The following is a 20,274-nucleotide window of genomic DNA, read 5'->3' on the forward strand; positions in this document are numbered from 1 at the left end:
ACTAAGGGAAGTTCAAGGTGATATCGCGCTAGCTATCACGAGTTTAACGTAGCATGTGTGCCGGGGCATCACATAATAGCTACAGATATTATTTGATGAACAGCGCCATTTTTGAAGTCGACTTGATCAGAAGCATTTTGTTTATCTTGAAATTTTTTTGAGTTTTTACAAGTCGTCAGTTTTACTCATTCAACATACGTTTTTCAGTGCCCATGCATTGAATGTTTTCAAGGGTTGACGACAAAAATCAACTCTCAATATGGCTAAAGATCAAGCAGGAAGAAAAGATGGCAAATCTACCCGAAGGAAAAATCGCATTCAGCCTCGATGTACTTAAGTATGTAAACACCAAGCGAGAGACAGTGGCTATTGGTAATACCAATTTCACGGATATTTCTGCTGTAGTTCTATCAGAAAAAGACATCGATGCTGGCCTGCTGGATCACATCTGTGCGCTGGGCTTCGGCATTCCGATATTTGCTGTGTCGGATGAGGACCCCAACACCACATCTAAGATTAAAGGGCTGAGCGGCGTCATAGCCCGGGAGGAGGCCAATTCAGAATACTTTGGGCGCATGGTCGAAGTGGCTGCAAAAAGGTTTGATCACGACGTCCTGCCTCCCTTTTTTCGCGAACTGGCTCAGTATGAGCGTCAGGGTTACGCGCAGTTCGACTGCCCAGGTCACCAAGGCGGACAATTCTTTCAGCGCCATCCCGCAGGCCGCCGCTTTTATGACTTTTACGGCGAGAATATTTTTCGTACCGACCTTTGCAATGCCGACGTGAAATTGGGTGATCTTCTGATTCATGATGGACCTGCTAGACAGGCTGAGTTGCATGCTGCTAAGGTTTTTAACGCAGACTACACTTATCTGGTGTTAAACGGCACCTCCACATCGAACAAGATTTGTCTGAACGCGATCCTCACCCCAGGTGACTTTGTCCTATTTGACCGTAATAATCATAAATCAGTTCATCACGGTGCTCTGTTCCTTTCACAGGCTACGCCAATCTATCTGGAGACTGCGCGCAATGCCTATGGGCTCATTGGGGGAATAGATCAGCATTGTTTTGAGGAAGACTATATCCGTGAGCGAGTTGCACGGGTTGACCCAGTCAGGGCGCGTGCCGAACACCCCATCAGGATGGCCGTCATTCAGTTGGGCACTTACGATGGAACTATTTACAACGCCCGGAAAGTCTTAGACCGAATCGGAAAGCTGTGTGACTATATTATGTTTGACAGTGCTTGGGTCGGTTATGAGCAGTTTATCCCGATAATGTCGGATTGCTCTCCATTACTTCTTAGTCTCACTCCGGAGGATCCTGGAATTATCGTCACGCAAAGCGTACACAAACAACAGGCAGGTTTCTCGCAAGCGTCGCAAATCCATAAAAAAGATGCTCATTTGCAAGGTCAGGAACGATACGTCAACGATGACCGATTTAATAATGCATACATGATGCATTACTCTACAAGCCCGTTCTACCCATTATTTGCATCCTTGGACGTGAACGCCAAGATGCATGCTAACGGCAGCGGTGAAAAGCTGTGGGCTCATGCAATGCGAGTGGGTATCGAAGCACGGAAAATGATTCTTGAGCAGTGCTCGATGATTAAACCGTTCGTACCCAAGAATGTTCACAATCGCCCTTGGAAAGATGCACCAACCGACGAGATCATGCACGATCGCGCTTATTTTGCATTTGACCCGGAAGATGACTGGCACGGTTTCGAGGGCTATCAGAAAGGCCAGTATTTCGTTGATCCGAACAAGTTGCTTCTGACCACCCCTGGCCTAAAGCCTGAGTCTTTCGAATATGAAGATTTTGGTATCCCAGCCAATATATTGGCAAACTATTTGCGAGATAACAATATTATTAATGAAAAGGCAGATCTAAACTCGATCCTTTTTTTGATAACTCCTGCGGAATTGATCACCAAGATGCAGAATCTGGTGGCTACGCTGATCCGCTTTGAGGAGGCTATCGAGTCGAACTTACCGATGGCGCAAGTCCTGCCTGGCATATATGAGCAACATGCAGACCGATACCAAGGCTACACAATCCGCCAGCTCTGTCAGGAAATGCATGACTTTTATAAAGAAAAGAATATCAAGCAAATGCAAAAAGATTTGTTTCGAGAGCGAAATTTCCCGCCTGTGAAAATTCCAGCCCACGAGGCGAACTGGGAGTTTCAGCGTGGCAAGGTTGATCTTATACCGTTGTCCGATATTTCGGGGCGTATATGCGCTGAAGGCGCACTGCCCTATCCTCCCGGCATCATCTGCGTAGTACCAGGAGAACAGTGGACCGACCTTGCTCGTGATTATTTCCTCACCCTTGAAGAGGGAATCAACACCTTGCCTGGCTTCGCTCCTGAACTGCAAGGCGTGCATTTGAAAGCCCAGCCGAACGGGCAAATCCGTGCATACGGTTATGTGCTGAAGAACCAAGTTAACGAGTAATTCATGACGCAAAAGACCGAAAAGCGGATGGGCTTGGTTTCCCTTACCGTAATCACCATTATTAACATGATGGGCTCAGGCATTATTCTGCTACCAGCTAATTTAGCTAAGGTCGGGAATATTTCGATATTATCGTGGGCTGTGACCGCGATTGGTGCGATTCTGCTTGCCTATGCCTTCGCACGGGCCGGCACCTATTCGAATCACCAGGGCGGCATGGGGGGCTACGCAGAGTATGCCCACGGCCGCTCCGGTAATTTCATGACCAATTACACATATTTTGTGTCACTGGCCATAGCGAACATTGCCATAGCCGTGACCACCGTGGGCTACGGCGCTTCTTTTATGGGAATGAAGTTGTCGCCAATCAAAACCGCAGCGCTAACCATTGCCTGTTTGTGGCTGGCTTCGGCGCTCAATTTTGGCGGCCCAAAGATCACCGGCAAGATTGGAAACTTTACTATATGGGGCGTAATTATCCCGGTCGTGGGGATTTCAGTGATCGGCTGGTTCTGGTTTGATCCCCAACTCTATCTATCCGCATGGAACCCTAAAAACATGCCACTATTTCAGGCGTTGAGCGCCTCGATATCCATCACTCTCTGGGCTTTTTTGGGCTTGGAATCGGCCAGTGCCAATAGCGATGTGGTGGACAACCCAAAGCGAAATGTGCCATTGGCTGTTTTAATAGCGACAGGGTTCACAGCAATTCTTTATATTGCTTCTACGAGTGTCATCGCCGGCATCGTGCCAATTAACCAACTGGCTCAATCCAATGCGCCCTTCGGACTCGTTTTCGCACAAATCCTGGATCCGACGGTGGGCAAGGTCGTCATTGGCCTGATGGTGCTCTCATGCTTCGGCTCTTTGCTTGGCTGGCAGTTCACAATTGCCGAGGTTGCACGTTCCTCTGCGGTAACGGGCTATTTTTTCCAGTTTTTCGCTAAAGTTAACGCTTCGGGTGCACCCATCATCGGCATGTGCGTGATCACTGCAGCACAGACCCTGCTTTCGTTGCTGACCATCAGTCCCACTCTCAACGGACAGTTCACCGTCTTGGTGAATTTAGCTGTGATGACCAATCTGATTCCGTATATTTTGTCAATGTCAGCTCTCAGTTCCCTGCAGACGGCAGAGAATATCAAACCTGCTTCTGCACGAACCGCCAATATCGTTGCTTTCATTGCAGGTCTCTACAGCTTGTATGCGCTCTATACAACTGGTACCGAATCAATGATGTACGGTGGTTTGGTCACTTTTGCGGGCTGGATGCTGTACAGCCTAGTTGCGGCGAGACTTGATCACCGTCCGGTACGCCAGCCAGGTGCGGGAGAAACACCGATACTCTCGAATTCGGGAGGGCAATTGACCGCCGTGGGTGCCGCACAGCAGTCTGCGTCTGATAAACCACCGCGGGCCTGATCGAATTACCCACAGATCCACCAGGACGATTGTGCGCAATTGTGTTCAGCACCGCGGAAAATCTGAACACACAGCAATGTGTGAAGACTGCTTAAAGCTGACAAAAAAAGGATTTATCAGGATAAGTTATAGGTTAACCTGAGTTCCGGATAAGGCGCCCGGCTGATGGTTGTTTATAAACTACTTATTGACCAATGCTTGTCGCACAAATCCGAGGAACGCGACGAACTCCCCCCGTTGTCTCCAGTGTTATTTTTTCGCGTTTTTATGTCACATTGAGGGGCCATCTGTGGCAGCGTGGATAGGTCCTCAAGCCAAATTCACCTTCTCTTTTCCATTGACACGTACGAGGTCTTTTAAATTTACCAATAGCGACAGGACGGGCGAGGAAAAGGTGAATGGCATACGGTCTGTAGCCAACGAAAAAACCATTACTTAACGCAATCCTGGCGCCATGAATTCACCGTACTTCCTGCTGACAGCTATGCTGTGCCTGGTGACCTGCGCTCCGGTGAGGGCCCAGGTACAAGCCATGACTTTTGAAACCGCCTGGGAGCGTGTCAAGAGCGGCTCCGACCAGCTGGCGGCCGCACAGGCGGTGGTTGACAGCAAGATCTTGCAGGAGCGCGGCCTCAAAGGTCTGGGCGGGCCTGTCGTGAGCCTGTCAGCGGCAGCCTATGCCTACAACGCCAATCTGGATGTCAACCTCGATCCCGTCAACCAGCGGCTGACGCAAATCAGCCAGCAGTTGCCGATTCCCCTGCAAAACCTGCCCATTCCACTGCCCGTGCCGCAGTTCCCTGCCAGCTATACCTTCAACCGGCATGACACCGGCACCACCCAATCCATCTCGGCCGTGTGGCCGATTTACGCAGGCGGTGCCAGCGACGCGGTGCGGGGCTTTGTCGCCGCCCAGGGCAGCGAAGCGCGCGCCGACGCCGACAAGACAGGCCATGAACTGGCCACCCTTTTGGTCCAGCGCTATTTCGGCGCGCAGCTCGCTGGCAAGGCGGCGGCGCTGCGCAAAGCGGCGCTGGACGACATCCGCCAGCATGACGCCGCCACCGCCAAAATGCTGTCGGCTGGTGTTATCTCCCGGGTCGAGCGACTGCAGACGCAGCAGGCCTACGAAGAAGCCCGGCGCAATGCCCTCAAGGCGCAGGACGACGCGGAACTGGCCGCGATTGCGCTGGCCCGCACCGTCAAGTCGGAAAGCATCGTCAAGCCCGCAACGCCGCTTTTTGTCATCACGCAGCCGATCGAGCCGCTGCCCCATTTTCTGGATCAGGCCCTGCTGCTGCACCCGGGCCTGGCCAAGGTCAATGCGAAAAGATCCCAGGCCGAGCAACTGCACCAAGGCCAGGAAGCGCTTCGAAAACCACAGGTTTTTGCTTTTGGCCAGCGCGAGCTGAAAACCGGCAGTGCCAACTGGATAGGCGGCCTGGGCGTGCGCTGGACACTGTTTGATGCGGTGGACCGCAACGCGCTGGCCGCCGCATCAAACAAGCAGATCGAGCAGGCTGAACGCAGCGAAGCGCAGGCACGCAGCGACATTGGCCTGCTGGTCGAAAAAAACTGGCGCAGCGTGGAACAGACGCGCCAGCAGTTCTTGGCCACCGCCGCCGGCGTGGCGCTTTCGCGTGAGGTGTTGCGGCTGCGCACGGCGGCACTGCGTGAAGGCACCGGAACAGCACTGGAACTGATCGACGCCGAGGTCAACCAGGCCAAGGTGGAGACGGAACGCGCGCAGGTCGCTTATGACTACGTGCTGGCGCTGGCCCGCCTGCTCGAGAGCTGCGGGCTATCGGAAGAGTTCAGCCGCTACATCCAGCGCGCTGACGTGAAAATGAATTGACCATGAACAAGAAAAATATCGGCATGGCCGTTGCAGCGGCCGCATTAGTCGCCTTGCTGGCTTATGGCGTCTGGCGCGCCTCCCAGCCACCACCAGCGGTATTCCAGGGCCAGATGGAAGCCCGGGAAACCGACATTGCGCCCAAAGTCACGGCCCGCATTTCGGAAGTGCTGGTGCAAGAAGGCGACCAGATTGCCGCCGGCGCCACGCTGATGCGCACCGACAGCCCCGAAGTGGCTGCCAAGCTGGCGCAAGCCACCGCCGCGCAGCAAGCGGCTCAGGCCGTCGCCGACAAGGCGCAAAACGGCGCCCGCCCGCAAGAGCTGGAGATGGCTAGATTGCAATGGCAGCGGGCGCAGGCCGCTGCCGACCTCGCCCAGACCTCCTTCAGGCGCGTTGACGGCCTGGCCCGGGAAGGGCTGGTGGCCGCGCAAAAACGCGACGAAGCCGAAACCAACTTCAAAACCTCGCGCGACCAGGCGGCCACGGCCAAAGCGCAGTACGACATGGCGCGCATCGGTGCCCGCCCCGAGGACAAGGCGGCAGCCAATGCGCAGGCGCGCCAGGTCGCGGGGGTGGTGGCCGAAGCCCAGGCCGCCAAAGCCGAGACCGAACTCAAGAGCCCGGTGGCGGGCGAGGTCGCCAAGGTGCTGGCCAGGGTCGGCGAACTCTCGCCGCAGGGCGTGGCGGTGGTGACCGTGGTCGATCTGAAAGACCAGTGGGTGGTGCTCAATGTGCGCGAAGACCACTTGCAGCGCTTCGCCAAGAATGCCGAGTTTGACGCCGTGCTGCCCGCACTGGACAACAAAGCCGTCCGTTTCAAGGTCTTCTACAGCGCCGCCCTGCCCGACTTCGCCACTTGGCGCGCCACCCGCGCCGGCCAGGGCTTTGACGCGCGCACCTTTGAAGTCCGAGCCAGGCCCGCCTCGCCGATTGAGGGCGCGCGCCCGGGCATGAGTGTGCTGGTTCAATGAGCCGTCCGCCGCGCGACTGAACATGGGATTTGCTCAGGCATTCGCCACCAGCGCGCGCCGTGAAGCCGCCTGGCTTAAGCGCAGCCGCTGGGATCTGGCGATGATTTCGTGGGTGCCGTTGCTGGCCGTGGCCTTCCTCTGGTGGACCTTCTCGGCCGGCCTGCCCAACCGCTTGCCAATAGGCGTGCTGGACCAGGACCACTCGGCCCAGTCGCGCCAGCTGATCCGATTTTTGCAAGCCACGCCCGGCCTGCAGGTGGTGCGAGCCTACGACAACACCACCGACGTCACACAGGCCATGCGAAGCGTGGAGGTCTATGCGGTCGTCAGCATTCCGCCCGACTTTGCGCGCAGCCTCAAGCTAGGCCGGGCCGCGCAGGTCACGCTGCTGCACAACGCCCAGTTGGGTACGCATTCAAGCCTGATTCAGCGCGATGTACGCAACGCCGTCGGCACGCTGTCGGCCGGCATAGAGCTGGCGGCTCGCAACAAACGCGGCGAGCCGGCACTGACCACGCAAGTCTCGATGGAGCCCATCAAGACCAGCCTGGTGACGCTGTTCAATCCTTCGCTCAATTATGAGCAGTTCCTGGCCGCCGCGCTGATTCCCGCGCTGCTGCACATTCTGGCGATGACCGCCGGCGCCTGGGCGGTGGGCCGGGAACTGCGCGACCGCACCGTGGCCGACTGGCTGGGCCCACAAGCCGGCTGGGGCCGCACGGCGGCGGCCTTGCTGGGCAAATTGCTCTGGCCTTTGCTGGGTTTGGGCATGGTCGGCACGCTGGCCATGCTCTGGCTGACGCTGGGCCGGGGCTGGCATCCGCCGGGCTCGCTGGCCTGGGTCCTGCTGGCACTGTGGACCTTTCTGGCGCTGTCGCTGGCCATGGGCGCGTTGGCGTCAAGCGCCACCCGTTCGCTGCGAACGGCCTTGTCGACCACCGGCTTCATCACCGCACCGGCGTTTGCCTTTGGCGGCGTGGGGTTTCCCCTGCAGTCCATGCCGGTGCTGGCGCGAGGCTGGGCCGAACTGCTGCCCTACACCCATTACATCCGCCTGCAGATGGAACAGCTGCAAATGGCCGCGCCCCTGGCCTATTCGGCGCCAGCCCTCATGGCGCTTGCGTTATCAGCTATTTTTTTGGGAGCATGTTGCGTCCCGTTTTTGAAGCGTTGTTCTGGCCAGCCTGACACCTGGGGAGGCCGCTGATGCAGACGCAAAGCAGCGTCTGGCGGGCCTGGGTGGACACGCTCAAAACCATTGCTGCTGACAAAGGCGTGTTGCTGCTCATCGCGATTGCACCGGTGATTTACGGGTTTTTCTACCCCTGGCCGTATGCGGAACAAGCCGTCACGCGCGTGCCGGTGGCCGTGGTGGACCTCGACCACAGCAATCTGTCGCGCCAGATCACGCGTTTTGCCCAGGCCAGCCCGCGCATCGAAGTTCGCATGGTCATCGGCGACGAGCACCAGGCCCGGCAAGCCTTGTGGCGCGGCGAGATCGAGGGCTACGCCCTGTTGCCCAGAGACCTCAAGCGTGATGTGCTGCGCGGCAGCCCGGCCGTGGTCACGGTCGAGGCCAACGGCAGTTACGCACTGCTCAACAAGGCGGTGCTGTCCGGCTTTGCCGAAGCCGTCGGCACCGTCTCGGCCGGCGTGGAAATCAGGAAACTCCAGGCCAGCGGCCAAAGTGCGCAGCAAGCCCAGGCCAGCCGCAACCCCATCAGCACCCAGATGGTGGCCCTGTTCAACCCGACCGAAGGCTACGGCAGCTACGTGGTGCCGGCCGTCGCCCTGTTGATCATCCAGCAGACGCTGCTCATGGGCGTGGCCATGCTGGTCGGGCTGTGGGCTGAAACCGGCCAGCACCGCGCCGATGCGGCAACCTGGCTGGGCCGCATCCTCGGGTTTTCGAGCGTCGGCTACCTCAGCGGCCTGCTCTACTTTGGCTGGATTTTCTGGGCCCAGGATTTTCCGCGTGGCGCCAACACGGGCGGCGCCCTGGTGTTGCTGGCCTTCTACATTCCGGCCATCTGCACACTGGGCGCCTTGCTGGGCGTATGGTTCGGCAACCGCGAAAGGGCCTTGCAGGTGCTGCTGTTCACGGCTTTGCCCATGGCCTTTGTGTCAGGTTTTTCATGGCCTGCCGAAGCCCTGCCGGAGTTGCTGCAAGCCCTGCGCTGGCTGTTTCCGAGCACGGCGGGCATTCAGGCCTCGCTCAGGCTCAACCAGATGGGCGCGCCGCTGGTCGATGTCGCAGGCTGCCTGCTGATTTTGGCGGCACTGGCCGCCTCGGCCGGCTGGCTGTTGCTGCGTGTTGCACGCCCGTCAAAAACCTGAGTGCTTCATCATTTCATGCCTTGCCCCGCGCCAGATCACGCCGGGGTGGCGAGTTTGAGACCAATCACGCCAGTGATGATTAGCCCAAGGCTGACGAGGCGGCCGGTGTTGATCGCGTCGCCAAGCAGCACCATGCCGAGGATGGCCGTGCCCACGGCACCGATGCCAACCCAAATCGCGTAGGCAGTTCCGACCGGCAGCGTTTTCATGGCGATGCCGAGAAGCACTACGCTGACCACCATTGAAGCAGCGGTGCCGGCGGACGGCCAGAGGCGGGTAAAGCCCTCGGTGTATTTCAATCCAATCGCCCAGCCGATTTCAAAAAGGCCAGCGACAAAAAGAATGAACCAGTTCATGCAGTTTCCTCAAACGATCTCAAGGTCGTCCATGAGCGGAGTTGGATACGCAAGGTCGTCCTGTGCGCCGACGCGGAGCGAACGTCCACGTGCGAAAGTGGGATCGATTCTATTGGAAGTGGAGATTTCGGGGGCGAAAATGTCCGCTATGGCAGGGAGCGGACCGACAGATCGGGACTGTGAATTCACCCAAAGTGCTCGTTACGGTCACCTGCCGGCGCACAATTGCGGGTCGGCTTTATAACGCAGAGCGAACATACAAGGGTGCGAACGCAGTTGGAGACATTTCTTAGGGGAAGAGGTACTTGGACATGCTCTCACCCACTTGATCATTTTGTAGCGGAGCAATTTCATCGCCCGCCTATATTCATTGACTTACACGCTGAAGTGACTAACTCAAGCTGCTTGTCTATGCGTTAGCGTACAGACGGTGCAGCGCCTCATGCACAGAATTGACTTCGTCCGAACCTTGCAGGAAAACAGAATGCCCAGCCCAAATCCGCCCGAAATCGATAGCGCACGGCTAAAAACCCATATTGACGCTATGACCGAAACCGCGGTGGATTTAACACCCGATGCCTCGTCCCGGCATCTGCATAACGGCCTCGATACGGCGCTCCCTCCCGCTGACTTGCACGGAAGCTATACCAATAATCGCCCGCTCCCGACCGAAGGCATTGCTGACCGCCATGTCTATATCGTCGGCAGCGGCATAGCAGGCCTGTCCGCAGCCTTCTTTCTGATCCGTGATGGCCATATGCCAGCCAAAAACATTACCTTTCTGGAAGCGCTGGATGTCGAAGGGGGCGCAATTGATGGCGCGGGCAATGCCGAGGACGGCTATATCGTCCGCGGTGGCCGCGAGATGGATATGACCTATCAGAACTTCTGGGACGTTTTCTCGGAAATACCGGCGTTGGAGCTGCCCGCGCCCTTTACCGTACTGGACGAATACCGGATCGTCAATGACGCCGACAAGAACTTCTCAAAGGCGCGGCTTCTTGAAAAACAGGGCCAGATCAAGGATTTCTCCACCATGGGGCTGGGCAAGCTGCAGCAGATAGAACTGATGAAACTGCTACTGGCGCGCAAGGAGGATCTGGACGACATCACGGTGGAGGAATGGTTCAGCAAAGATTTCCTCAATACCAATTTTTATATGTTCTGGCGCACCATGTTTGCCTTCCAGAACTGGCACTCGGTGTTGGAGATGAAGCTGTACATGCACCGCTTTCTGCACCTGATGGACGGGCTTAATGACATGACTTCGCTCGTCTTCCCCAAGTACAACCAGTACGACAGCTTCGTGCGCCCCTTGATGGATTGGCTCAAGGACAAAGGCGTAAAAACCCAGTACAACACCCTCGTTTCTGACCTGGAGATCAAGGCCAGCGGCAAGACGCTAGTCACCACGGCGATCAAATGCCGCCACAAGAACAAGGACGAGACCATCAAGATCGGGCCTCGCGATCTGGTCTTCGTCACCACCGGCTCAATCGTCGAGGACACCGCCTATGGTGACGGCGATACGGTGCCCCAACTCACGATGGGTGCGCACATTCCGGCTGCTGGCTCGGGATGGCAGCTGTGGAAGAACCTCGCGCTGAAATCCCCGGTTTTTGGGCGGCCTGAAAAATTCTGCGGCAATGTTCCCGCCTCCATGTGGGAATCGGCAACGCTGACCTGCAAGCGCTCGCCGCTGATGGGCAAACTCAAAGCGTTGTCGGTCAATGATCCTTATTCAGGTAAAACGGCGTCCGGCGGCATCATTACCTTTACCGATTCAAGCTGGCTGATGAGTTTCACCGTCAATCGCCAGCCGCATTTTCCAGACCAGCCCGATGATGTGATTGTGGTCTGGGTGTATGCGCTCATCATGGACAAGCCCGGAGACCACATCAAAAAGCCGATGGTGGAGTGCACCGGGAATGAAATACTGACTGAAATGTGTTTTCACCTTGGCTTGATTGATCAAGTCGCAGAAGTGATTGCTGCCACCAAAGTGCGCACCGCACTGATGCCCTACATCACCGGTCAATTCATGCCACGCGCCAAAGGCGATCGTCCGTGGGCAGTGCCTGATGGCAGCACCAACCTGGCCTGCCTTGGCCAGTTTGTGGAAACCCATAACGACGTGGTATTCACTTTGGAAAGTTCGGTCCGAACGGCCCGTATTGGGGTGTACAGCCTGCTGGGCATCAAGAAGCAGGTCCCCGATATCTTTCCTGGCCAGTACGACATTCGCCGATTGCTGCGTGCCACGCGTACCCTGAACAACGACGAGGCGTTTTTGGGTGAAGGCATCCTGCGCCGCCTTCTGGGTGGGACCTATTTCGAACATATCCTTCCCCTCGGCCCCGATGAGAAACCTGAAGATCTACACAAACCCGGATTGTTTGAGCAACAACTGGGCGCTTTGCGTAACGTCATCGAGAAAAGTTATATGCCGGAAACCCCGAAAATCTGGATTCAGTCTGCGATCGACGCGTTGCGAGGGCGGCGCTGAGCCCGATTGTGCGGGCCGATTCAGTGATGACTTCCCCGATAGCCATTATCGGCAGTCAGATCGCTGATGCACGTATCGCCTTCCGTACGTTGTCGTACCGAAGGCCTGGTTTCTTCATTGGTGGCGCAAGGCCGGTCGCATCGAGACGAACAATCCAATGGCCACCAAAGCCAGCGCGGTCGCCATCGCAAAAGCCCAACGTGGATCGACGGTCCACAATGCGCCGGCCACAAGCGACGCCGGCAGGTACAGCACCCCAGTGACGAAGTTGTAAGCGCCCACCGCGGTGGCGCGGCGATCGGGCTCGAGATCGGCGATGAAAGCCTTGCTCTGCGACTCGTCGATCGCGAAGAAGACACCGTACACCGCGAACAACGCGATGATTTGCCAACTCTGATTCGCCCAGATCAGTGCGAGGTTGATGAACGCGTACAAGCCATAGCCCAGGATAACAATGCGGCGGCGACCGACCGTGTCACCCAATCGGCCGACCAGCGGCGCGGTAACCACACACACCGCGTTGAACAAGGCGTAAAGCAAAACGGTGTCGGTCAAGCTAAAGCCCACTGCATGCGCTTTCAGCAGGAGGAATCCAAGGCTGTAGTAGCCCAGCGCGAACACGCCGGCCGGCACCAGGAACCCTTTAAACCCCGCGCTCAAAGCCTTACAGTTGGCGCTGACGCTTTCGCGCGCATGGGGTGTGCCCGGTTGGTCCTTCATCATTGCCAGCACCACGACGCTCGCCACAGCCGGCAGGAAGGCCACCCAGAACAGCGTGCGGTAGGCGCGAGCCGACTCTCCCAGCGAGCGCAGCAAGGCATAGGCAAGCAGCGGGCCGAACACCGCTCCGGCCTTGTCCAGCGCCTTGTGCACGCCGAACGAATAGCCACGCGTGGCCGGATCGGCCAGCGACGACAGCCAGGCGTCGCGCGGTGGACCGCGAAAGCCCTTACCCAAGCGCTCGATGACCCGAAACGCGCTCAAACCCACAACGGTTGAAGAAACCAGCAAAATGGTCTTGGCCAAGGTCGAAAAGCCATAGCCAGCCAGCGCAAAAACCTTGCGCCGGCCGCTGCGATCGGATAACCAGCCGGCCAGGTAGTTCAGGGACGACGCCGAGAAGTCGGCCAAGCCTTCGATCAGCCCAAGCAAGGCGCTTGAGGCTCCAGCCACGGTCGTGAAGAACACGGCGAAGACCGAGAAGATCGCTTCCGTACTGAGGTCGGTCAGGAAGCTGACGAATCCGAGTTTCAGGACTTCAGGGTTGAGCTTTGGTCTGCCTCCGGCGTTGTCGACAGGCGGCTGCAGGGGGTGAATGGGCTCAGATGGCGAGGGCGGGCGTTTGCGCGGCAAGGAAGCTTGGGTCAAGTGAGACCTCCAAGGATAGATGAGCGTCGGTCGCACGACGTTTACTGTTGCGACAATTCACGGTAGCGCAGAGCATTTGATTCAACAGTGCGGCAGCACACCTATGGAACATGAGAAATATAGCGCTGCTGGTATTACTGGCGTGACGATCACCTGAAAAAGCAGCCAAATGATCCGAACGAACCCGTTGCGTACTTGACCTGATCGAGCCGAGTCGATGGTTCGCCACCGCACAGACTGGCACCACGACCTCTCGTAAGGTCGCTGGCAAGGAAGTGGCTGACGAACTGGCCATGACATATCTACTACCCAAACTGATCTTACCGATCTCGGCGTGGCACCCAAAAGCGAGGCTGGCGTGCCTGTGGTCGGCGCCGAATCGGGTCTGTCCGCAGTCCAGGCTGCCCAGCGCCTGGCCGAGGACTGCCACAATGCACTGCCCGCAGGGCAGCGGCGCTCCTTGCTGTCGATTGCCATGGAGACCGTGCGCGAGCCGATGTTCCTGTTGCTGCTCGCAGCGGGCAACTTGTACATGCTGTTTGATGACCGGTGATGGCGTGAATGACGCCCCTGCGTTGCGCGCGGCGCACGTGGGTGTAGCCATGGGCGGGCGCGGCACCGGCGGGAAGGTGTTTGACAAGGCTGGAGAAGCCCTTGTAGTTGGATCAAAGAGTGGCTTGCACCAGTTGCTGCACATTGACCCGCGCCTTGAGCCGGGCTGCCAGCAGATACAGGCCGCCGAGCTTGCGGTGCAAAAACAGCGTGTCAATGGGCGGGATGTGCCAAAAATCGCGCTCCAGACCCAAGGCCATGCCCGCCTGGCGCAGCCGCTGCACTATGTCGTTGTGGCCAAAGTCAAATTCGCCCGCATGGCGCAGTGGCTCCAGCGCCATTTGCATCATGGCCAGTACGGCGCTCTGGTGTTTGGACTGGGTGCGCTCATCAAAGTAACCAATCGCCATGGCTGCCTGCTGCATTGCCCGGCGGTCACCGGCCATGGCGCCAGCCATCAGTTGGCGGTAGGCTTGGCAAAAGCCGGGCGCAAAAGAACGGCTGGCACCAAAGTCCAGCAAGATCAGTTGCCGGGTCACCGGGTCATAACGGTAGTTGGCAAAGTTAGGGTCGGTTTGCATCAGCCCAAACTCAAACAACTCCCGAAACAGCAGGCTCATCAGCAGGCGCACGATGCGGTCGCGCTCGGCTTGCGGCGCCTCCGCCATGGACTCAATGGGCACGCCCCCGACAAACGACATGGCCAGCACGTGCGGGGTGGTCAGGTCGGCGTGCAGACGGGGCACCACAAACTCAGGCGTGTCAGTCAGCAGGTCAGCAAAACGCTGCAGGTATGCGCCTTCGGCTTGGTAGTCAGCTTCTTCGCGCAGTTGGCGCTTGGCCTCTAGCAGCAGCGGCGCAATGTCCAGTGTGCCCGGCAGCAGGCCAGACAAGCGCAACAGCGTAGCCACGTTGTCCACATCGCTGCTGATGCTTGCGCGCACGCCGGGGTACTGGACTTTGATGGCCAGATCGCGCCCATCGAGCGTTTTGGCACGGTGCACCTGACCAATCGAAGCCGCCGCGATAGGCGTGAACAAAAACGGCTCAAAGCGCTGCTGCCATTTGGCGCCCCAGTTGGCCGTGAGCACGGCCTGCACCTGGCGCTGTGGCATGGCGTGCGCATCAGAGCGCAAGCGCGCCAGAATAAGGGCCATCTCCGGCGGCAGCAGGTCGCCAGCATCCATCGAGATCAACTGCCCGACCTTCATGGCCGCGCCCCGCATCTGTGCCAATTGCTGGGCGATTTTGAGGGCGTTGGCCGGGGTCAGTAGCAGGTCACTGATGTTGGGCCGCCTGCCTTGCGCAAGCTCCCGCGCACTGGCCAGCAGCATATTGCCCGCCACACCGGTGGCCATTTGCCCCATGTGCATCAATCGGCTGAGGCGCCCACTGGGCACGGTGGAACTGGGGGCTGGCGGCGGGGTCGTGAAAACGCGTGAGTCACTCATCGCAGGCTCCGGTCAGTTTGGCGCACGCTCACGGCTCGTACTTTGCAGCAGCTGTGGCCAAGCCAAGGCGTTTTTTGTCAATGCGCTCGTACGCGCCCTTGTGGTCAGCCAGGGCCAGGGTGCAAACAAACATCGAAAAACCTAGCATCACAACTTTTATGGCAATTCCTTAAGAGCCGAAGACCTGCGATACAGTAGCAGTCGGTGAGCGCGAGACTACCGCATATCGGCCGATAGCTCTTGCCGCCTTGCCGGATTTACACACCGCTTGCTGGCGCGCAGGTAGCAAGGTTTTTTGCCCAGCACAACAATAGTAGCTATTTTTAAACTGAGCCATGCCACCAGCCATGAAATCCCCTGCCCAGCAGCAACGGTTTATGAAATCAACCCAATGGCTGCGCCCGGTCACGCGTTGGGCCACCCGGTTTTCCTTGAATTCACCCCAATGGTTGCCTACTGCCGTGCGCAACATGCCGCTCAAACTCACTTCGCTGGTGTTGCGCAGCTACTATTTTTTGCTGCGCTGATAGTTTTGCCTGGGCGCGGCACAGCTTGACTTCTTTAGCCGCCGGTGCGGCAGACGCTGGCGCCAGCGCCGAGGGCGCGCCCGGCCTGGCATTCCGGACTTGGCATAAGGCACCCAGCCTGACCTGCGCGGGTAGCGCTTAACGAGGTCTGGCACCACAGGCTTATCGATGTCCAGCCTTGTTTGAAGTGCGCAATCAACCGTAGGCCATACGGAACGTGGGCGAGTCCTCGGGCTGGGATCCCCTACGGTCATACACGCGCGCAGTGCTGATGATGGCGTGGTCAAGCCGCTCCCGGACTTTGATGATGTCGGCGTGATGCTCCAGCGCGATGGTCGCGGCGGTCGCGCGCAGGGCGTGTGGGCCCATGTTCTCGCCCGTGATGCCCACCTGCTTCATGTATAACAACACGACATCGCCGTACACGCTGCCCGGCTGCCCGGCTTTTGCCGCGCGCACTCTCCGAAACAGCCGCTCTTTGACTTCCTGGCCATAACCGGTGGCGTCTAGGTACTCGGTCACCAGGCGAAGCGCGCTGGCGTGGGTCGGAATGAAGCGCAATTTCCCACCCTTGCCCTTGACGGCTAGGTGCGGCACGCCCCGGCGCTCATAGGCAAAATTCTTCACACACAGCTTGATGAGTTCTTCTCGGCGCAGCGCGTGCAGCAGCAGCACGGCCATGATGTCCCGGTCGCGCTTGCCCGAAGAAGTTCATGATCAAAACCAGCATGATGCACTAGTGCCTGTTAACGCTATCGAAGTGCCTCGGCAATAAGCGCGACAGTAATAAAAGCAGCAAACATCACATCAAGCTTGTCATAGCGCGTGAATACCGGGCGCCAAGCCTTGAGGCGGCGAAACATGCGCTCGACCTCATTGCGCTTGCGGTACAACACCTTGTCCAGCTCCCAAGGCTCGCGCCGCTGCGGGTTGGGGGGCACCACCGGCACGAAGCCTCTCTGCTGGGCCAACTCGCGCGTGGCATCTCATAGGCGCTGTCCATGAGCAAAGCGACTTCGCCCGCCTCCTGCATCCCGCCCAGCGCCTCAATCAGTCTGCGTCCTTCGGGCGCATCGCCGACCTGGCCCGGCGTCAAACTCCAGGTCACAACGTCGCAGGCACCCGCGGCAACCAGATGAAGTTTGGTAGTACAGCCGCCCCGACTCTTGCCGATGGCCTGGGGACCGTTTTTTTTAGCGCTCCGGTGCTGTTCGGATGCACCTTGATGATCGTGGAGTCCAGGCTCACCGCTTCAATGCGCACGCGCATCAGGCGCTCGCGCTGCAGCCGCTAAAATACCGCGTCAAGCACGCCGGCTTTGGCCCAGCGGCTCATGCGCGTGTAGACGGTGTGCCAGCAGCCGTAGTGGCTGGGCAGCGCACGCCACTTGCAGCCATTGGCTGCGACGAACAAGATGGCGTTGACCACCGCCAAGTTCTCCAGCGGGACGTTGCCGCGCTGACGCGGCAACAACGGGGCGATCAGTTCGAATTGCTCGGGAGTCAATCGCACTTCGACAGTTTCTCATGAACGCCTAATTCTGTCAAATTTGAGTTAACAGGCCATAGGGCGTGTTATCAAATAGAGGTCATGCTACGTCATAAGTAACGTGACTTGACGATTTGTATGCATGAATCGTCAATGCTGGAAGCCGACGGATATAAGCTTCACATATTTTGGATGACAGTGATGAAGGAAAAACGATTTTTTGATCAACTGAACTACAAACGGTCGTTTTATTGACTCACTAAAAGCTCGGATTAGGTTGAGTTTTTGGGCTGGAAAGTGCCAATGAATCCGTTTAGAAAACGTGACTGTTCAGCCCTCCTGAATTTCAGGCCAAGGGGTTTATGTCAAACTTGAAGCCGTGCAAGAACCCAACGCCACCGCCGACCTGATGCTCCAGGCCATGAATGAGAAAGCCCAAGCGCTGCAAGGGCAGGTGCAGGCGCTCACGAGCGAAGTGGAAAGACTGCGTTTGCGCATCAAGGAACTCGAAGGACAGGCGTCGAAGAACAGCAAGAACTCCAGCAAGCCGCCGTCCTCCGACGGCCTGAAGAAGACGACCTCGCTGCGCGTGGCCTCGGGCAAGAAGCCCGGCGGCCAAGAAGGGCACGCGGGCAAGACCTTGCAGCAAACAGACACGCCAGACATCGTCATCCGGCACGCGCTGCCCGAGCGCTGCGATGCCTGTCAGGCGAGGCTGTCCAATGGCGATGCGCAGGTTCACCGGCGCGGCCAGGTGTTTGACATCCCGGCCGTGCGCTTTGAGGTGGTGGAGTACCAGACGCTGCGCCTGCGCTGCGCATGCGGCAAGCTCCACGAAAGTGGCTTTTCGCCCGAAGTGTGTGAAGTGGCGCAATACGGCCCCAACGTGCGGGCTCTGGCCGTGCATCTGACGCAGGGCCAGCTCCTGCCCTTTGCACGCGCTGGCGAACTCATCAAAGACCTGTACCAGCTGGACATTTCAGCGGCCACGCTGGTGCAGTGGACTCACGAGGCCGCGCAGTTGCTGGCCCCCACGGTGCAGGCCATCGTGCAAAGCGTGCAGGGCGCAGCGGTGGTGCATGTCGATGAATCGGGCCTGCGCGTAGCGTCTGGCCTGCAGTGGCTGCATACGGCCGTGACCGCAACCCACACTTGGTACGGGGTGCATCCCAAGCGGGGCATGCAAGCCATAGCAGACCATGGCGTGCTGCCCAGCTACGCGGGCACCTTGGTGCACGACTGCTGGGCGCCGTACTGGAGCTTGAGCTGTGAGCATTCGTTGTGCGGCGCCCACTTGCTGCGCGAGCTGATTTATCAAAAGCAAACTACCGCGCAAGCGTGGCCCCAGGGCCTCATCGAGTTGTTGCTGGCCGCTGAGCGGGCCTGCAAGGCGGCGCGCCAGGCCGATACGGCGCTGCAGCCCGCGCAGGTCGAGGACTTTGCCAGCCAGTACCGCGCGCTGCTGCACGAAGGCCAGGCGCAAAACCTGCCAGCGGCCAAGGCGCCAGGACAACGCGGCAGGGCCAGGCAGTCAGGCGCCTTCAACCTGCTGCGCCGGCTGTTTGAGCGAGAGCAGGAGGTGCTGCGCTTCGTGCGCGATTTGGGTGTTCCCTTCACCAACAACCTGGCCGAGCGCGCCATTCGGATGCCAAAGGTCAAGCAGAGAATTTCGGGCTGTTTTCGTACCTTGCTGGGCGCTGAGAATTTCTGCACCATCCGCTCTTACCTGGACACCGCGCGCAAACAAGGCGTTGGCATGCTTCACGCCATGCGCGCCGTCTTCTCGGGACAGGCCCTGACACTCGCGTAGGGCTGAACAGTCACTAGAAAACAACGTCAAGACAAGGGGTCAATTGTTTACAACGCTCCCTCAAAGGGCGCAAAAGTCAACAAATTGACGACTTGAAATATTTGTCGTAACATACAAACATTGTTTTCTCGAAAGGAGATCATCATGTCAGTCCATACGTTTTCCAGCCGGGATTTCACCCGCGACGTATCGGCGGCCAAGCGGGCTGCCGTCGAAGGACCGGTTTTCATCACGGATCGGGGGCGGCCTGCCTTTGCACTGCTCAAGATCGAGGACTACTACCGCATTGCCGGACAGGGCGAACCCTCATTCCTGAGCGTCATGGATGGCATTCCTGGTGGAATCGGCATCGAGTTCAACCCGCCGCGACTGGACATCCAGATCCGACCCGCTGAATTTGACTAAAAGGCGCTGGATGTTCCTTCTAGATACCAATGTGATTTCCGAATTGCGCAATGGCAAGCCCAACCAGTCACCCGAAGTGCGCCGATGGGCCGCACAGCAGTCCACAGGCAGGCTTTTTCTGTCGGCCATCACGATCCTGGAACTGGAGCAAGGCATCCTGGCGCTGGAGCGCCGCACGCCGCCGCAAGGCAGCGCACTGCGTGTCTGGCTGACCGGTGTTCGAGCCGCATTCGCAGGCCGCGTCCTGCCTTTTACAGACCACTCGGCAACGATCTGCGCTGCGCTGCATGTGCCCAATCCTCGCTCGGAGCGAGACGCCATGATCGCGGCTACGGCCATCGAGCACGGCTTCACGGTGGTCACGCGCAATACGCAAGATTTTTTCAACACAGGGGTGACACTGTTGAATCCTTGGCACGAAGCGGTATCGTAAGATTTTTGCAGCCAGTTGCGCTCAATGTCGAGCTGGGTATGCCAGTCAGTCACGCACTTAGCGACAGGAATTATGTTTAGTGCATGGCCCGACCCCGTATTCATCTTGAATGGTCGGACTTCAATGAAGCCAGGTCGACCTTTGCCGGATGGAACCTGCTGCCATGCTTAATGCATGAAAAGTGGTTCGATTCAAGCCACCTGTTTTTACCCTGTCGCTGCGCTGCTTGACGCAGCAGTGTCATCCTGGCCGATCAGGACATCCTCCCGATTTTTCCCCTGAGCCCGCGGGTCCTTGAGTCACCTGGGCCACTTTGATCCCA

Annotated in this window: 15 protein-coding genes and 2 pseudogenes; 12 read left to right on the forward strand and 5 right to left on the reverse strand. The window is 58.1% G+C overall.

Annotated features, from left to right (window positions below):
- Window positions 1-287 precede the first annotated feature (287 nt).
- From speC to GZ092_RS10775, 6 genes are all read left to right on the forward strand, one after another.
- On the forward strand, window positions 288-2,468 hold the full coding sequence (gene speC / locus GZ092_RS10750; protein WP_293636388.1) for an ornithine decarboxylase: 2,181 nt from the start codon (window positions 288-290) through the stop codon (window positions 2,466-2,468).
- A gap of 3 nt (window positions 2,469-2,471) precedes the next feature.
- On the forward strand, window positions 2,472-3,890 hold the full coding sequence (potE, locus tag GZ092_RS10755) for a putrescine-ornithine antiporter (protein ID WP_293636389.1): 1,419 nt from the start codon (window positions 2,472-2,474) through the stop codon (window positions 3,888-3,890).
- A gap of 532 nt (window positions 3,891-4,422) precedes the next feature.
- Window positions 4,423-5,745: a TolC family protein gene (locus tag GZ092_RS10760; RefSeq protein WP_293636390.1), complete on the forward strand. Its 1,323-nt coding sequence runs from the start codon at window positions 4,423-4,425 to the stop codon at window positions 5,743-5,745.
- 2 nt (window positions 5,746-5,747) lie between these two features.
- Entirely contained in the window at window positions 5,748-6,719 is a 972-nt protein-coding gene (locus tag GZ092_RS10765; protein ID WP_293636391.1) for an efflux RND transporter periplasmic adaptor subunit, read from the forward strand.
- Between the two features lie 22 nt (window positions 6,720-6,741).
- A complete protein-coding gene (locus tag GZ092_RS10770; RefSeq protein ID WP_293636392.1) occupies window positions 6,742-7,926 on the forward strand; it encodes an ABC transporter permease in 1,185 nt (394 codons plus the stop codon).
- Window positions 7,926-9,056 (forward strand): ABC transporter permease, encoded by a 1,131-nt coding sequence (locus GZ092_RS10775; protein ID WP_293636393.1) that lies wholly within the window; start codon window positions 7,926-7,928, stop codon window positions 9,054-9,056. Before GZ092_RS10770 ends, GZ092_RS10775 begins: the two co-directional genes overlap by 1 nt.
- Before the next feature lie 35 nt (window positions 9,057-9,091).
- Here GZ092_RS10775 and sugE read toward each other — a convergent pair whose 3' ends face one another.
- A complete protein-coding gene (gene sugE, locus GZ092_RS10780) occupies window positions 9,092-9,412 on the reverse strand; it encodes a quaternary ammonium compound efflux SMR transporter SugE (protein ID WP_293636394.1) in 321 nt (106 codons plus the stop codon).
- 442 nt (window positions 9,413-9,854) lie between these two features.
- Here sugE and GZ092_RS10785 point away from each other — a divergent pair, with 442 nt between their 5' ends.
- A complete protein-coding gene (locus GZ092_RS10785) occupies window positions 9,855-11,918 on the forward strand; it encodes an oleate hydratase (RefSeq protein ID WP_293636395.1) in 2,064 nt (687 codons plus the stop codon).
- 114 nt (window positions 11,919-12,032) lie between these two features.
- On the opposite strand, the gene GZ092_RS10790 is transcribed toward GZ092_RS10785, so the two are convergent.
- A complete protein-coding gene (locus GZ092_RS10790; RefSeq protein ID WP_293636396.1) occupies window positions 12,033-13,286 on the reverse strand; it encodes an MFS transporter in 1,254 nt (417 codons plus the stop codon).
- Window positions 13,287-13,650: 364 nt separating this feature from the next.
- Here GZ092_RS10790 and GZ092_RS10795 point away from each other — a divergent pair, with 364 nt between their 5' ends.
- A complete protein-coding gene (locus GZ092_RS10795; RefSeq protein WP_363254458.1) occupies window positions 13,651-13,839 on the forward strand; it encodes a cation-transporting P-type ATPase in 189 nt (62 codons plus the stop codon).
- A 112-nt stretch (window positions 13,840-13,951) separates the two neighbouring features.
- Here GZ092_RS10795 and GZ092_RS10800 read toward each other — a convergent pair whose 3' ends face one another.
- The gene (locus tag GZ092_RS10800; protein WP_293636398.1) at window positions 13,952-15,289 is read right to left on the reverse strand and encodes an AarF/ABC1/UbiB kinase family protein; all 1,338 of its coding nucleotides are present in this window, start codon (window positions 15,287-15,289) and stop codon (window positions 13,952-13,954) included.
- A gap of 377 nt (window positions 15,290-15,666) precedes the next feature.
- Between GZ092_RS10800 and GZ092_RS10805 the strand changes: the two genes are divergently transcribed.
- Window positions 15,667-15,816: a hypothetical protein gene (locus GZ092_RS10805; protein WP_293636399.1), complete on the forward strand. Its 150-nt coding sequence runs from the start codon at window positions 15,667-15,669 to the stop codon at window positions 15,814-15,816.
- A 195-nt stretch (window positions 15,817-16,011) separates the two neighbouring features.
- Here GZ092_RS10805 and GZ092_RS10810 read toward each other — a convergent pair.
- Both GZ092_RS10810 and GZ092_RS10815 read right to left on the reverse strand, forming a co-directional pair.
- Window positions 16,012-16,509, reverse strand: a pseudogene (locus GZ092_RS10810) (site-specific integrase); the annotation flags it as partial.
- 59 nt (window positions 16,510-16,568) lie between these two features.
- Window positions 16,569-17,328, reverse strand: a pseudogene (locus GZ092_RS10815) (IS5 family transposase).
- Window positions 17,329-17,683: 355 nt separating this feature from the next.
- On the opposite strand from GZ092_RS10815, the gene GZ092_RS10820 reads away from it, so the two are divergent.
- The 3 genes from GZ092_RS10820 (at window position 17,684) to GZ092_RS10830 (ending at window position 19,952) form a co-directional block, all read left to right on the forward strand.
- Complete coding sequence (locus GZ092_RS10820) at window positions 17,684-19,114, forward strand: IS66 family transposase (RefSeq protein ID WP_293636400.1); 1,431 nt, start codon at window positions 17,684-17,686, stop codon at window positions 19,112-19,114.
- Window positions 19,115-19,258: 144 nt separating this feature from the next.
- Complete coding sequence (locus tag GZ092_RS10825) at window positions 19,259-19,519, forward strand: hypothetical protein (protein WP_293636401.1); 261 nt, start codon at window positions 19,259-19,261, stop codon at window positions 19,517-19,519.
- A gap of 10 nt (window positions 19,520-19,529) precedes the next feature.
- On the forward strand, window positions 19,530-19,952 hold the full coding sequence (locus tag GZ092_RS10830) for a type II toxin-antitoxin system VapC family toxin (RefSeq protein WP_293636402.1): 423 nt from the start codon (window positions 19,530-19,532) through the stop codon (window positions 19,950-19,952).
- The last annotated feature ends 322 nt before the right edge of the window (window positions 19,953-20,274 follow it).

Source organism: Polaromonas sp., from assembly GCF_010365105.1.
In the GTDB taxonomy this organism is placed as follows: Bacteria; Pseudomonadota; Gammaproteobacteria; order Burkholderiales; family Burkholderiaceae_C; genus Polaromonas.